The organism is Georgenia sp. Z1491, from assembly GCF_057652395.1.
On record NZ_CM172729.1, the window covers coordinates 2,890,924 to 2,903,031 of the forward strand.

A 12,108-nucleotide genomic window follows, 5' to 3' on the forward strand; every position below is an offset into this window, starting at 1 on the left:
CATGGCCAAGTACCTCATGCTCAAGCACTACCGCGGGGCCCCCACGGCGCCGAACGACGCGCCCATGAACGAGTGGTCCGAGGCGGAGATGGACGCACACTTCGCCTACATGGACGCCTTCGTCGGCCGGCTGCGGGACTCCGGCGAGCTCGTCGACAGCCAGGCGCTGTCCCCCGAGGGCTCGTGGGTCCGGTTCGACGGCGAGGGGCGCCCGCCGGTCACCGACGGTCCGTTCGCCGAGACCAAGGACCTCGTGGCCGGATGGGTGATCATCGACGTCGACACCCACGACCGGGCGCTCGAGCTGGCCGCCGAGCTCTCGGCCGCCCCCGGCAAGGACGGCAGGCCCATCGGCGAGTGGCTCGAGCTGCGCCCGTTCCTCTCCCCCGCCGTCACCTCCACGGAGGCGGCCGACATCATCGACCGCGAACGCCGCTGAATGTCCGAGACGGTCGCGCCGGACGAGGACCTGCTGCGGCGGCTCACACCCGTCGTCCTGCGGATCCTCGTCCGGCGCGGCGCCGACTTCGCCTCAGCGGAGGACGCCGTCCAGGAGGCGCTGCTCGAGGCGTGGCGCGCCTGGCCGGCCTCGGCGCCCCAGGACCCGAAGGGCTGGCTCGTCACCGTGGCGTGGCGGAAGTTCCTCGACGCCACACGCGCCGAGTCCGCGCGCCGGAAACGCGAGGAGGTGGTGCACGCCGCCCCGCCCGCCGGGCGCGCCGCCGAGGCCGACGACTCGTTGTGGCTGTACTTCCTGTGCGCGCACCCCTCGCTCACGCCGTCCTCGGCGGTCGCGCTCACCCTGCGGGCGGTCGGTGGCCTCACCACGCGGCAGATCGCCGAGGCCTACCTCGTGCCCGAGTCGACGATGGCGCAGCGCATCAGCCGCGCGAAGCGCACGGTGGCAGACGTCCGGCTGGGCGAGACGGGGTCCGTGACGACAGTGCTGCGCACCCTCTACCTCGTCTTCAACGAGGGGTACGCGGGCGACGTCGACCTGGCCTCCGAGGCCCTCCGCCTCACGCGTGGGCTCGCCGCCGCGGTCCGGCACCCCGAGGTCGACGGGCTGCTCGCGCTCATGCTGCTGCACCTCGCCCGGCGCCCGGCCAGGTTCGGCAGGGACGGGCGCCTCGTGCCGCTGACGGAGCAGGACCGCTCGCTGTGGGACACCCGCGCCATCGCGGAGGGCGTCGCGATCCTGCAGGCCGCCCTCGCCCGCGACGAGCTCGGCGAGTACCAGGCGCAGGCGGCGATCGCCGCGCTGCACGCGGACGCGCCTGCCGCGAGCGAGACCGACTGGGTACAGATCGTCGAGTGGTACGACGAGCTCGTGCGGCTCACGGACAGCCCGGTGGCACGGCTCAACCGGGCGGTGGCCGTCGGCGAGGCGGACGGCGCGCGGGCCGGCCTGGCCGCGCTGGCCGAGCTCGACGAGTCGCTGCCCCGCCACGCGGCGGTCGCCGCGCACCTCACCGAGAAGGACGGGGACCGGGCGGGCGCGGCCCGGCTGTACGCGCTGGCGGCCGACCGCGCGACGAGCATCCCCGAGCGCGACCACCTGATCCGCCGGGCCGCCCGCCTGGGCGCCGGCGGCTGAGCCGCGTCACAGGCTCGAGCAGTACTCCTCGGCGGCGCGCATCCCCTCGTCCACGCCGTCGGCGTCGATCCTCGTCAGCGAGGTGTGCACCGACTGTGCGGCCTCGGACAGCTCCTCGTGCCCGGGCATCTCCCAGCCGTGCGAGGCCCCCAGGAGGCCGGTGAAACCGGACATCTGCGCCATGAGCAGGCCCTCCTCGCTGCCGGCGCGCGCCCCGACCTGCAGCCAGTCCTCGGCGGGTCGGTCGTCCTCGCTCACCGCACCGACGAGTGCGCAGGAGAGCTCGAGCCGCGCCTCCTCGGACAGGTCGGGGTCGTCGTCGGCGAAGCCGTGCTCCTCGCACGCGTCGACCACGGACGCGAGCCCGTCGTCGAGGAGGTCGAGCTCGGCCTGCAGCGTCGCCGTGTAGACGCGCTGGCCGTGCTCCATGAGCTCCTCGTACCCCTCGAGCGGCGAGGCCGTCGTCGCGCCGAGGAGGCCGTTGGCGCCGCCGGAGAGGAGAAACTCCTCAGCGGTGCCCGGGCCGACGGGTTCGCCCCACTGCTCCGCCGGCGTGCTGTGCGCCGCCGCGGCGAACCCGCAGGCGTGGCGCGCCAGCCCGTCCGCGTCGATCTCCGGCTCGTCCTCGACCCCGCACCCTGCGACCGCGAGGAGCGCCGCGGCGACGATCGTCGTCAGAGCCAGACCCCTGTTCAACGTCGACATCGTCGTCCGCACCATGACACCTCTCCGCAGGGAGCGGCCGTCGGGTCGGGCACGGCCGCGCACGTGGTCTCCGAGCGTAGGTGATCGGGCCGCAACCGCTCCGACCCCGGCTGTCGCTGCTCCGCCTCCGTCACCCACGGTCGGCGACGCCGACTCGCACGGCCTGCGACAACCTGCGGCCCACGGGGACGCGAGCGCACCGGTGGCCCGGGCCCAGGACCGTCAGGTCGAGGGGACCGGGCCACCGGTGTCGCGGCGTTCGTTGCGCCGGGTCGCCGACCCGCGTCGGTCCAGCGGGGCGGTGCGCCGAGCCGAGCGGTCAGTTGACCCGACGGGCCGTGTCAGTCCGCCGAGTCGGCCGACCAGCCCGAGTCCGCCGACCAGCCCGACTGGGCCGAGACACCCGACGGGGCCGACCAGCCCGAGTCGGCCGAGTGGTTCGGCGCGGGAGCCGGTGCCGGCGCGGGAGCCGGTGCCGGCGCGGGCGCGGGAGCTGGCGCCGGAGCAGGAGCCGGCGCGGGTGCCTGCGTGCGCGGGGCCGGGGCCGCGCTCGGCGCCGACGGCGCGGAGGCCGGGCTCGCCGGGGAGGCGGGCGACTGGGGCGAGACGGGCGACGGCGCGGAGACCGGCGACTGCGCCGACACCGGCGAGTCGGTCGACGGTGCGCTGGGCGTCTGGTCCGCCGACGTCGCGGTGACGGCCGAGGTATTCGTCCGCGGGTCCGACGGGTCGACGGCGGCGGGCGCCGAGGCGGCGGAGAGCATCGGGGTCGACAGCTGCGGGAGCACCCGCAGCTCGCGGCCGTCCCCGTTCGAGCTCGCGGCGTCGGAGCCGGGCTCGGAGGGCGACTCGCCGTCGGCGATGGCCACCGAGCTGCCGGCGACGATCGCGGCGACGGCCAGCGTCCCGGTGGTGATCCACATCTTCTTGCTCATGGCGTGTCCTCTCGTGGCCCGCTGGGGCCGTTCCTGGGAGGTCCGGGGGCCGTCCTCCTCGATGACCACCACGATGCCCGGGCTTTCTGTGAGGGCGAGGACAAACAGATGAAACCCCTGTCATGGCCGGGATACCCGTCATGCTGCGACGTCGGCCCGGCGCCCACCGCCCCCGCGTACCGTACCGACATGCCTACGTGGGACGCCGAGCCGGGGGTGGTACGCCTCCCGGACGGTCGCACGGTGCGCGGCACCGGTCGGAGAGTGGCCCGCGACGACGCCTCGCCGCCCGACCACGCCGTCTACCTGCTGGCCCGCGACCCGCAGGAGACCGGCTGGCCGAACCGCTGCGTCCGGTGGCGTGACTTCTCGTTACCCGCCTCCACCGAGGATGCCCTGGACGCGCTGCGGGACGCCCACGCGAGAGCCGCCGACGAGCGGGTGGAGATCGCCTGCCACGGAGGAACGGGCAGGACCGGAACCGCGCTCGCGGTCCTCGCCGTCATGAGCGGGGTCCCGGCCGAGGACGCGGTCGGGTGGGTCCGCTCCGCCTACCGGCCGCGCGCCGTCGAGACCCGGCGGCAGCGCGAGTGGATCCGGGCCGTCGCCGCCCGGCTGACCTGAGCCGGGGACGTCCAGGGCCCGACCAGGGAGCAACCGACCGCGGCCAGACACCCGCCCGGCGTGCGCCCGGTTCGGTCAGAGGGTCGCGCAGTACTCCGCGCCGGCGGCGGCGCCCTCGTCGACCGCCTCGGTGTCGAGCCGCATCAGGCCCTCGACCACGCTGGTCGACGCCTCCGAGAGCGGCTCGTGGCCGGGCATCGTCCACGCGTTGAGTCCACCGCCGAGCCCGGAGAACCCTCCGGCGCGGGCCATGATCAGGCTCTCGGCGCTGCCCGCCGGCGCCTGGATCTCGAGCCACTCCTCGGCCGGCCGATCGTCGCCGTCCACCGACGTGACGAGCGCGCACGCCTGGGCGAGGCGCCCTTCCTCGGTGACGTCGGGGTCCCCCTCGGGCAGATCGTGCCCCTCGCACGCGGTCACGAGGTCGTCGAGGCTCTGCTGCAGGCTCTCCAGGTCGATCCTCTGCAGGCTCTGCATCATGGTGGTCGCCGGCTCGAGCAGGTCCTCGTAGCCCTCGAGCGGTGAGTTGGTGGTCGCTCCCAGCAGTCCGGCCGCCCCGCCGGCCGCAATGAGCTCGGGAGCGGTGTCCGGCCCGATGTACCCCTCGATCTCCTCCATCGGCGTGCCGGCGGCGGCGTCGACGGCAAGCGCGCACGCGTAGGAGGCGAGACCGTCGGCGTCGAGCTGGGGCCCGACCGCGTCCGCACCCGAGCCCGAGCACCCGGCTGCCGCGAGCAGCGCGAGCACTCCGGTGGCCGCCGTCATGATCCTCGTGGTCCTGCGCGTCATGGTTCCCTCTCCGTCGCGGGACGGCACCCGTCGCCGACCACCCCACACGGTAGGGCCCCGCCGCCGGCCGAGGGCCGCCCCGGTCGGAGACCTCTGCCCGGGGCGGCCCACCCGCGGCGCGCGTCCCCGCGTCCCGTGCCCGCACCGCGCGACCCGCACCCCGCACCGCGCGACCCGCACCCCGCACCGCGCACGCCCCTCCCCGTAGTGTCCACGCATGGACGGATGGCAGTTCTGGATCGACCGCGGCGGGACCTTCACGGACGTCGTCGCCCGCCGCCCGGACGGCTCGCTCGTCACCCACAAGCTGCTCTCCCACGACCCCGGCCGGCGCGCGGACGCCGCCGTCGCCGGCATCCGGCACGTCCTCGGGCTGGCGCCCGACGAGCCCGTCCCCGCCGAGCAGGTCGACGTCGTCCGCATGGGCACGACCGTGGCCACCAACGCCCTGCTCGAACGCACCGGGGAGCCCACCGCGCTCGTCGTCACCCGCGGCTTCGCCGACGCGCTGCGGATCGGCTACCAGGAGCGCCCCCGCATCTTCGACCGCCACATCGTGCTCCCCGAGATGCTCTACGAGCGGGTGATCGAGGTCGACGAGCGGGTGACCGCCCGGGGCGAGATCCTCACGCCCCCCGATCTCGACAGCCTCGAGCCGGAGCTGCGCCGGGCGCGGGCCGACGGGATCGACGCCGTCGCCGTGCTGTGCCTGCACAGTCACCTGTACCCGGACCACGAGCGGGCCGTCGGCGACCTCGCCCGACGTCTCGGGTTCGGTCAGGTCTCGATCTCCAGCGAGGTCAGCCCGCTGATGAAGGTCGTCCCCCGCGGGGACACCACGGTCGTGGACGCCTACCTCTCCCCCGTCCTCGCCCGCTACGTCGACCGGGTCGCGGCAGACCTGCCGGGCGTGCGGCTGCTGTTCATGCAGTCCTCGGGCGGCCTGACCGAGGCCCACGCCTTCCGCGGCAAGGACGCCATCCTCTCCGGCCCCGCGGGCGGGATCGTCTCGATGGCCGAGCTCTCGGCGCGGGCCGGGCTCACCCGCGTGGTCGGCCTCGACATGGGCGGCACCTCCACCGACGTCTCCCACCACACCGGCGAGCTCGAACGCGACTTCCACACCGAGGTCGCCGGGGTCCGGCTGCGCGCGCCGATGCTCGCGATCCACACCGTCGCGGCCGGCGGTGGCTCGGTCCTGCACGTGACCGACGGCCGGTTCACGGTCGGCCCGGATTCCGCCGGCGCGGTCCCCGGTCCCGCCTGCTACCGGCGCGGCGGCCCGCTCACGCTCACCGACGCCAACGTCCATCTCGGCCGCATCGATCCCGCCTCGTTCCCCCACGTCTTCGGCCCCGGCGGCGACGAGCCCATCGACACCGACGTCGTCGCCCGCCTCTTCACCGAGCTCGCCGACCGCCTACGCGAGGAGACCGGGGTCGACCGCACGGCCGAGGAGGTGGCAGAGGGGTTCCTCGACGTCGCCGTCGCCACGATGGCCGGCGCGATCAAGAAGGTCTCCGTCTCGCGCGGCCACGACGTCACCGACCACGCCCTGACCACCTTCGGCGGCGCCGGCGGCCAGCACGCCTGCCGGGTCGCCGACGCGCTGGGCATCTCCACCGTGCTCGTCCCGCCGATGGCGGGCGTGCTCTCCGCCCTGGGGATGGGGCTCGCAGACGTCACCGCCATGCGCGAGCAGTCCGTCGAGACGATCCTCGACGACGACGCCGAGCCCCTCCTCGCCGACGTCGCCGACCACCTGGCGGCCGAGGCCCGTGCCGAGCTCGCCGATGCCGAGGGCCCGGTCGAGGTGCTCGCCCGCGCGCACCTGCGCTACGAGCGCACCGACACCGCGGTGCAGGTGCCCCTCGGCCCACCCGGTGCTATGCGGGCGGCCTTCGAGGAGGAGCACCGCCGCACCTACTCCTTCCTCCTCGACCGGCCGGTCGTCGTCGAGGCCGTGGCGGTGGAGGCCCTGGTCCGCTCCGGGCGGCCGACGATCGCCGCCGACCTCGGCGCCGACGCGGAGCCCGCCGAGGTCGCCATGCACACGGGCGGTGAGGCACGGAGGGTGCCGCTCCGGCGTCGGGCAGGGGTCGACGGCGTCCTCGCCGGTCCGGCGATCGTCGTGGACCCGGACTCGACGACGGTGGTCGAGGCCGGCTGGACTGCGCGGGTGCTCGAGGACGGCGCCATGCTGCTCGAGCGGTCGACGCCGCGGGCGGCGCCCACCGCAGGCACGGTCGCGGACCCGGTGATGCTCGAGGTGTTCAACAGCCTGTTCATGTCGGTGGCCGAGCAGATGGGCGCCCGGCTGGAGGCGACCTCGCAGTCGGTCAACATCAAGGAGCGACTCGACTTCTCCTGCGCCCTGTTCGACCCGACGGGGCACCTCGTGGCCAACGCCCCGCACATCCCCGTCCACCTGGGCTCGATGGGCGCCACCGTCCAGGAGGTCCTGCGCCGGCGCGGTGAGCAGCTCCGCCCCGGGCAGGTCGTGGCCGTCAACGACCCGTACCACGGCGGGACACACCTGCCCGACGTCACCGTCGTCACCCCCGTGTTCGACGACGACGGGACCGAGCTGCTCTTCCTCGTGGCCTCGCGCGGGCACCACGCCGAGATCGGCGGGCTCACGCCCGGGTCCATGCCGGCGACCTCGAGAACGGTCGACGAGGAGGGGATCCTGTTCGACGACCGGCTCATCGTCGACGACGGGCGGTTCCTCGAGGACGAGACCGAGGAGCTGCTGACGTCCGGCCCCTACCCCTCGCGCGACCCGGCGACGAACCTCGCCGACCTGCGCGCCCAGGTCGCGGCGAACGCCACCGGCGTCGCCGAGGTGCGCGCCCTGGTGGACCGCTACGGGCTCGACGTCGTGCAGGCCTACATGCGGCACGTGCAGGACAACGCCGAGGAGTCGGTGCGGCGCGCGGTCGCCCGCCTGACCGGCGGGACCTGGGACTACGCGACCGACGCCGGCGCCCGCATCCGGGTGCGGGTCGAGGTGGACCGGGCGGCGCGCACGGCGACGATCGACCTCACGGGCACGTCCGCGCAGCTGGCCACGAACCTCAACGCCCCGACGGCGGTGACCACCGCGGCGGTGCTGTACGTCTTCCGCACGCTCGTCGACGCCGACATCCCGCTCAACGACGGGTGCCTGCGGCCGCTGCGGATCGTGGTCCCGGACGGGTCGATGCTCGCTCCGACGCACCCCGCGGCGGTGGTGGGCGGCAACGTCGAGACCTCGCAGGCCGTCACCGGCGCACTGTATGCGGCGCTCGGGGTGATGGCCGAGGGCGCCGGGACGATGAACAACGTAACCTTCGGGAACGAGCGGTTCCAGTACTACGAGACCCTGGCCTCCGGCTCCGGGGCGGGCGACGGGTTCGACGGCACCGACACCGTCCAGACGCACATGACGAACTCGCGGCTGACCGATCCCGAGGTGCTCGAGTGGCGCCTGCCCGTGCTGCTCGAGTCCTACACCGTCCGGCGCGGGAGCGGTGGCGAGGGCCGGTGGCGCGGGGGCAACGGCGGGGTACGTCGGATCCGGTTCCTCGAGCCCACCACCGTCAGCCTGCTCACCGGCAACCGGGTCGTGGCGCCGTTCGGGATGGCCGGCGGGCGCCCCGGGGCGCTGGGCCGCAACCGGGTCGAGCGCGCGGACGGCGAGGTGGTCGAGCTCGGCGGGGTCGACACGGCCGAGGTCGGGCCGGGCGACGTCCTCGTCGTCGAGACGCCCGGCGGCGGAGGTTACGGCGAGCCCTAGTTCGTCGAGCGTGCGGTTGCGAGTCGTCGAGCGTGCGGTCCGCCGACCTCCACCGCCGTCGTCCGGGGACCGGGGCGTAGCCGGCCGACCTCTACCGTGGGTCCATGCGCATCCTCGGCAACGTCCTGTGGTTCGTCCTGGCCGGGTTCTGGCTCTTCCTGTTCTACGTCGCCGCCGGAATCATCGCCTGCATCTTCATCATCACGATCCCGTTCGGACTCGCGTCCTTCCGGCTTGCCGGTTACGTGGTCTGGCCGTTCGGGCGTCGCGCCGAGATCCGGCGGGACTTCGGCATCCTGCACGTGGTCGCGAACATCATCTGGATCGTCCTCCTCGGTTGGGAGCTCGCGCTCGTCCACCTGGTCGCGGGTGCGCTGCTGTGCCTGACGATCATCGGCATCCCGCTGGGGATCGCCTGCTGGAAGATGGTGCCGCTCGCCTTCCTCCCGTTCGGGACCCACATCGTGCCGGTGCGCAGCCGCGCCGGCGACCCGTTCGCCGCCGCACCCGGCCGGTAGGCCACGCGTGCCCGGCCGGTAGGCCACGCTCGCCAGTGCCCGGATCGCGCCTCGGTCGCCTGCGCGCGGCCGCGGCACTCCGGAGGCGGCCGACCGCCCACCCGCTCCGGATCGCGCGTCGCCCCTTGACGTGCAAGCGCTTGCATGCGAGGTTCCCCCCACCCGACAAGGAGGTAGGGACACCATGCGACGACTACGAGCTCTGACGGTGGCGACGGGCGGTGCGCTCGTCCTGGGCGGCTGCGGCTTCCTCACCGGCGACGACGGCGGCGGAAACTCCGGGGCGAACGGCGGCGAGTGCGAGCCGACCACGCTCCGGGTCGCCATGATCCGCACCGCCAACGACCCCGGCACGATCGCGGCGCAGGAACTGGCAGACCGCGTCTCCGAGCGCACCGACGGCGACGTCGACGTGCAGATCTACCCGGACAGCCAGCTGGGCGACATGAACGACGCCTACGCGGGCGTCGCGAGCGGGGAGATCGACGCCTACTACGAGACGATCTCGACGTACTCGACCCTCAGCGGTGCCGAGGCGTTCACCGCCCTGACCGTGCCGTTCCTGTGGGACAGCTACGAGCAGTTCGCGGCCGTCCTCGAGACCGAGGAGTTCGCCGAGCTCTTCGACGAGGCCGCGGAGGCCACCGGGGTGCGGGTCGTCAACGCCTCCGGGGACAACGAGCCGCGGGCACTGACCGCGAACCGTCCGGTGGAGACCCCCGAGGACATGGGCGGCCTGAGCATCCGGATCGCGGACGCCCCGATCCCCCAGGCCTTCGCCGTGGCGCTCGGCGCCGAGCCGCAGGTCATCGCGCTGTCGGACCTGTACTTCTCGCTGCGCCAGGGCGTGGTCGACGCGCAGGAGACCGGGTCGATCGCCGTCGTCAACAACAGCATCTTCGAGGTGCAGGACTACTACATGCCGACGGACTACATCCGCGACGTGCGGGCCTGGTACGTCAACGACGATCTGTGGCAGGGCATGTGCGAGGAGCACCGCACGATCCTCTCCGAGGAGATGGAGCAGGCCGGCGAGGACGTCACCGGGTCGACCCGCGACGAGCTCGAGGCCGCCATGGAGGTCATCGAGGAGAACATGACCGTGGTCGACGTGGACGTCGACGCGTTCCGCGAGGAGCTCGACGGCGAGTTCGACCAGTTCGACGGCGACATGTGGCCCGAGGGCACGCTCGACATGGTCGAGGAGCTCGCCGCCGAGCACGCGGACGCCGCCTGACGCACCGCGACCGGGGCGGGCGGCCCGCACACCCTCGAGCCGCCCGCCTCGCGGTGCAACCGCTTGCACGAACAGACTCCCAGAAGGAGACACCATGGACTCCGACGCACCGACACCACCGGGCCGAGGACCGACGAGGCGTGAGGCCCTCGTCCGGCGCACCTCGCACGGCCTCGCCGCGATCGCGGGCGGGCTGCTGCTCGTCCTGTTCGTCGTCAACGTGGTCCAGATCGGCGCGCGCCCGTTCATGGGCGGCTGGATCTGGGTCAACGACCTCAGTCGCCTGCTCATCACCTGGGTGATCATGATCGGCGCGTCGGCCGCCGTCGGGCTGCGCGAGCACCTCGTCGTCGACTTCGTCGTGGACCGCGTGCCGGCGGCGTTCCGCACGGCGTGCGCCTACCTCACACGCGTGATCGAGCTCGCGATCGGCGTCGTCCTGCTGGTCTCCGGCACCATCGTGGCGCTGGACCGCATGAGCATCCAGTACATCCAGCTGGGCATCCCCACGGGGTGGGCGTACCTCGCGGTCCCCGTGCTCGGCCTCTTCCTCGTGCTGTTCGGCGTCCTGCGTGGCGTCCGCGGTCCCGAGGGACCGGCGCTGGCCACCGCCGACGCGGGTGCGGCGTCATGACCGAGATCGCAGTCCTCTTCGTCACGATGTTCGCGCTCATGGCGCTGGGCACACCCATCTTCGTCGCCATGCTCGCGGCAGTCCTCGTCACCCTGTTCGCCGGTGGACTCGGCTCGGCCACGGTGCTGCCCACCCAGGTCGCGGCCGGCGTCGACTCCTACGAGCTGCTCGCCATCCCGTTCTTCGTCCTCATGGGCTCGCTCATGTCCCAGGCCGGACTGACCGAGCGGATCGTCGCCTTCCTCATGTACTTCATCGGCGGCATCAAGGGCGGGCTCGCGCACACCGTCATCGGCTCGAGCGCCTTCGCCTCCTCGGTCAGCGGGTCCGCCCCGGCCGCCGCGTCGATGATCGGCTCCGCGATGCTGCCGATGATGCGGCGGTCCGGGTATCGGCAGGAGTTCTCGGCCGCCGTCGTCGCGTCCTCCGCGGTCCTCGGCCCGGTGATCCCCCCGAGCGTCCCGATGGTGTTCGTCGCGCTGGTGACCTCCCTGTCCGTCGGGCAGCTGTTCATCGCCGGCATCGGCCCGGGCGTCCTGCTCATCGTCGGCCTCGTCGTCGTCGTGGCCCTGCGCAGCCGGGGCACCGAGCGGATCCCCGACACGGAGGCGGTCAACCCGTACCGGAAGGACGGGCTGCTCGCCGTCACGCTGCGCGCGCTGCCGGCCCTGCTCACGCCGGTGCTCATCATCGCCGGGGTCATCGGCGGGTTCGCGACCGTCACGGAGATCTCGATCCTCGCGTCCGCCTACGTGCTCCTCCTCGGGCTCGTCTACCGGACGCTGAACCTGAGGTCGCTGTTCGACGTGTTCACCCAAACCGCGCAGTTCGCGTCGACGATCATGATGATCTTCGCCGCCGTCGCGGGGTTCACCTACATCGTCGCGCTCACCCGCCTGGGCGACCGGATCGACCAGCTCGTCGTCGACGCCGGGCTCGGCCCGTTCGCGTTCCTGGTGCTGACGATGCTCTTCTTCCTCGTCCTGGGGATGATCATGGACGCGATCCCGGCGATCCTCATCTTCGTCCCGGTCCTGCTGCCCAGCGCCATCGAGCTCGGGATCGACCCGATCCACTACTCGGCGGTGATCGTCGTCAACCTCATGGTCGGCCTCATCACGCCACCGGTGGGCGCGCTGCTCTTCGTCACGACGAAGCTCGCGCGCGTCTCGTTCGTCCCGCTGGTCAGGGAGATCGCGCCGTTCATCGGCGTCTACCTCCTGGTAGTCCTCCTCACCACCCTCGTGCCGGCCCTGACCACCGCCCTGCCGGGCCTCCTGTTCTGACCCGG

Annotated in this window: 11 protein-coding genes; 8 read left to right on the forward strand and 3 right to left on the reverse strand. The window is 73.4% G+C overall.

Annotated features, from left to right (window positions below):
* Position 1 precedes the first annotated feature (1 nt).
* Both AC24HA_RS13325 and AC24HA_RS13330 read left to right on the forward strand, forming a co-directional pair.
* Positions 2 to 439, forward strand: coding sequence for a YciI family protein (locus AC24HA_RS13325; RefSeq protein WP_425709939.1), 438 nt, complete (start codon positions 2 to 4; stop codon positions 437 to 439).
* Positions 440 to 1,597 (forward strand): RNA polymerase sigma factor, encoded by a 1,158-nt coding sequence (locus tag AC24HA_RS13330; protein ID WP_425709938.1) that lies wholly within the window; start codon positions 440 to 442, stop codon positions 1,595 to 1,597.
* A gap of 6 nt (positions 1,598 to 1,603) precedes the next feature.
* On the opposite strand, the gene AC24HA_RS13335 is transcribed toward AC24HA_RS13330, so the two are convergent.
* Positions 1,604 to 2,293: a hypothetical protein gene (locus tag AC24HA_RS13335; protein WP_425709937.1), complete on the reverse strand. Its 690-nt coding sequence runs from the start codon at positions 2,291 to 2,293 to the stop codon at positions 1,604 to 1,606.
* A gap of 350 nt (positions 2,294 to 2,643) precedes the next feature.
* Positions 2,644 to 3,237 carry a hypothetical protein gene (locus AC24HA_RS13340; protein WP_425709936.1) on the reverse strand — a complete coding sequence of 198 codons (594 nt, stop codon included), beginning with the start codon at positions 3,235 to 3,237 and terminating at the stop codon, positions 2,644 to 2,646.
* Positions 3,238 to 3,426: 189 nt separating this feature from the next.
* On the opposite strand from AC24HA_RS13340, the gene AC24HA_RS13345 reads away from it, so the two are divergent.
* Complete coding sequence (locus AC24HA_RS13345) at positions 3,427 to 3,861, forward strand: protein-tyrosine phosphatase family protein (protein ID WP_425709935.1); 435 nt, start codon at positions 3,427 to 3,429, stop codon at positions 3,859 to 3,861.
* 75 nt (positions 3,862 to 3,936) lie between these two features.
* Here the strand turns inward: AC24HA_RS13345 and AC24HA_RS13350 are convergent, their stop codons facing one another.
* Positions 3,937 to 4,650, reverse strand: coding sequence for a hypothetical protein (locus tag AC24HA_RS13350; protein ID WP_425709934.1), 714 nt, complete (start codon positions 4,648 to 4,650; stop codon positions 3,937 to 3,939).
* 217 nt (positions 4,651 to 4,867) lie between these two features.
* Between AC24HA_RS13350 and AC24HA_RS13355 the strand changes: the two genes are divergently transcribed.
* The 5 genes from AC24HA_RS13355 (at position 4,868) to AC24HA_RS13375 (ending at position 12,103) form a co-directional block, all read left to right on the forward strand.
* A complete protein-coding gene (locus tag AC24HA_RS13355) occupies positions 4,868 to 8,428 on the forward strand; it encodes a hydantoinase B/oxoprolinase family protein (RefSeq protein ID WP_425709933.1) in 3,561 nt (1,186 codons plus the stop codon).
* Positions 8,429 to 8,532: 104 nt separating this feature from the next.
* Positions 8,533 to 8,946 (forward strand): YccF domain-containing protein, encoded by a 414-nt coding sequence (locus tag AC24HA_RS13360; RefSeq protein ID WP_425709932.1) that lies wholly within the window; start codon positions 8,533 to 8,535, stop codon positions 8,944 to 8,946.
* A 184-nt stretch (positions 8,947 to 9,130) separates the two neighbouring features.
* Positions 9,131 to 10,183 carry a TRAP transporter substrate-binding protein gene (locus AC24HA_RS13365; RefSeq protein ID WP_425709931.1) on the forward strand — a complete coding sequence of 351 codons (1,053 nt, stop codon included), beginning with the start codon at positions 9,131 to 9,133 and terminating at the stop codon, positions 10,181 to 10,183.
* 94 nt (positions 10,184 to 10,277) lie between these two features.
* Positions 10,278 to 10,817 carry a TRAP transporter small permease gene (locus AC24HA_RS13370; protein WP_425709930.1) on the forward strand — a complete coding sequence of 180 codons (540 nt, stop codon included), beginning with the start codon at positions 10,278 to 10,280 and terminating at the stop codon, positions 10,815 to 10,817.
* On the forward strand, positions 10,814 to 12,103 hold the full coding sequence (locus AC24HA_RS13375; protein ID WP_425709929.1) for a TRAP transporter large permease: 1,290 nt from the start codon (positions 10,814 to 10,816) through the stop codon (positions 12,101 to 12,103). Before AC24HA_RS13370 ends, AC24HA_RS13375 begins: the two co-directional genes overlap by 4 nt.
* The last annotated feature ends 5 nt before the right edge of the window (positions 12,104 to 12,108 follow it).

Bases quoted from the DNA above. Each gene is read 5' to 3' on its own strand.
- AC24HA_RS13325 (WP_425709939.1), top strand. From the start codon at position 2: ATGGCCAAGTACCTCATGCTCAAGCACTACCGCGGGGCCCCCACGGCG.
- AC24HA_RS13330 (WP_425709938.1), top strand. From the start codon at position 440: ATGTCCGAGACGGTCGCGCCGGACGAGGACCTGCTGCGGCGGCTCACA.
- AC24HA_RS13340 (WP_425709936.1), bottom strand. From the start codon at position 3,237: ATGAGCAAGAAGATGTGGATCACCACCGGGACGCTGGCCGTCGCCGCG.
- AC24HA_RS13345 (WP_425709935.1), top strand. From the start codon at position 3,427: ATGCCTACGTGGGACGCCGAGCCGGGGGTGGTACGCCTCCCGGACGGT.
- AC24HA_RS13350 (WP_425709934.1), bottom strand. From the start codon at position 4,650: ATGACGCGCAGGACCACGAGGATCATGACGGCGGCCACCGGAGTGCTC.
- AC24HA_RS13355 (WP_425709933.1), top strand. From the start codon at position 4,868: ATGGACGGATGGCAGTTCTGGATCGACCGCGGCGGGACCTTCACGGAC.
- AC24HA_RS13360 (WP_425709932.1), top strand. From the start codon at position 8,533: ATGCGCATCCTCGGCAACGTCCTGTGGTTCGTCCTGGCCGGGTTCTGG.
- AC24HA_RS13365 (WP_425709931.1), top strand. From the start codon at position 9,131: ATGCGACGACTACGAGCTCTGACGGTGGCGACGGGCGGTGCGCTCGTC.
- AC24HA_RS13370 (WP_425709930.1), top strand. From the start codon at position 10,278: ATGGACTCCGACGCACCGACACCACCGGGCCGAGGACCGACGAGGCGT.
- AC24HA_RS13375 (WP_425709929.1), top strand. From the start codon at position 10,814: ATGACCGAGATCGCAGTCCTCTTCGTCACGATGTTCGCGCTCATGGCG.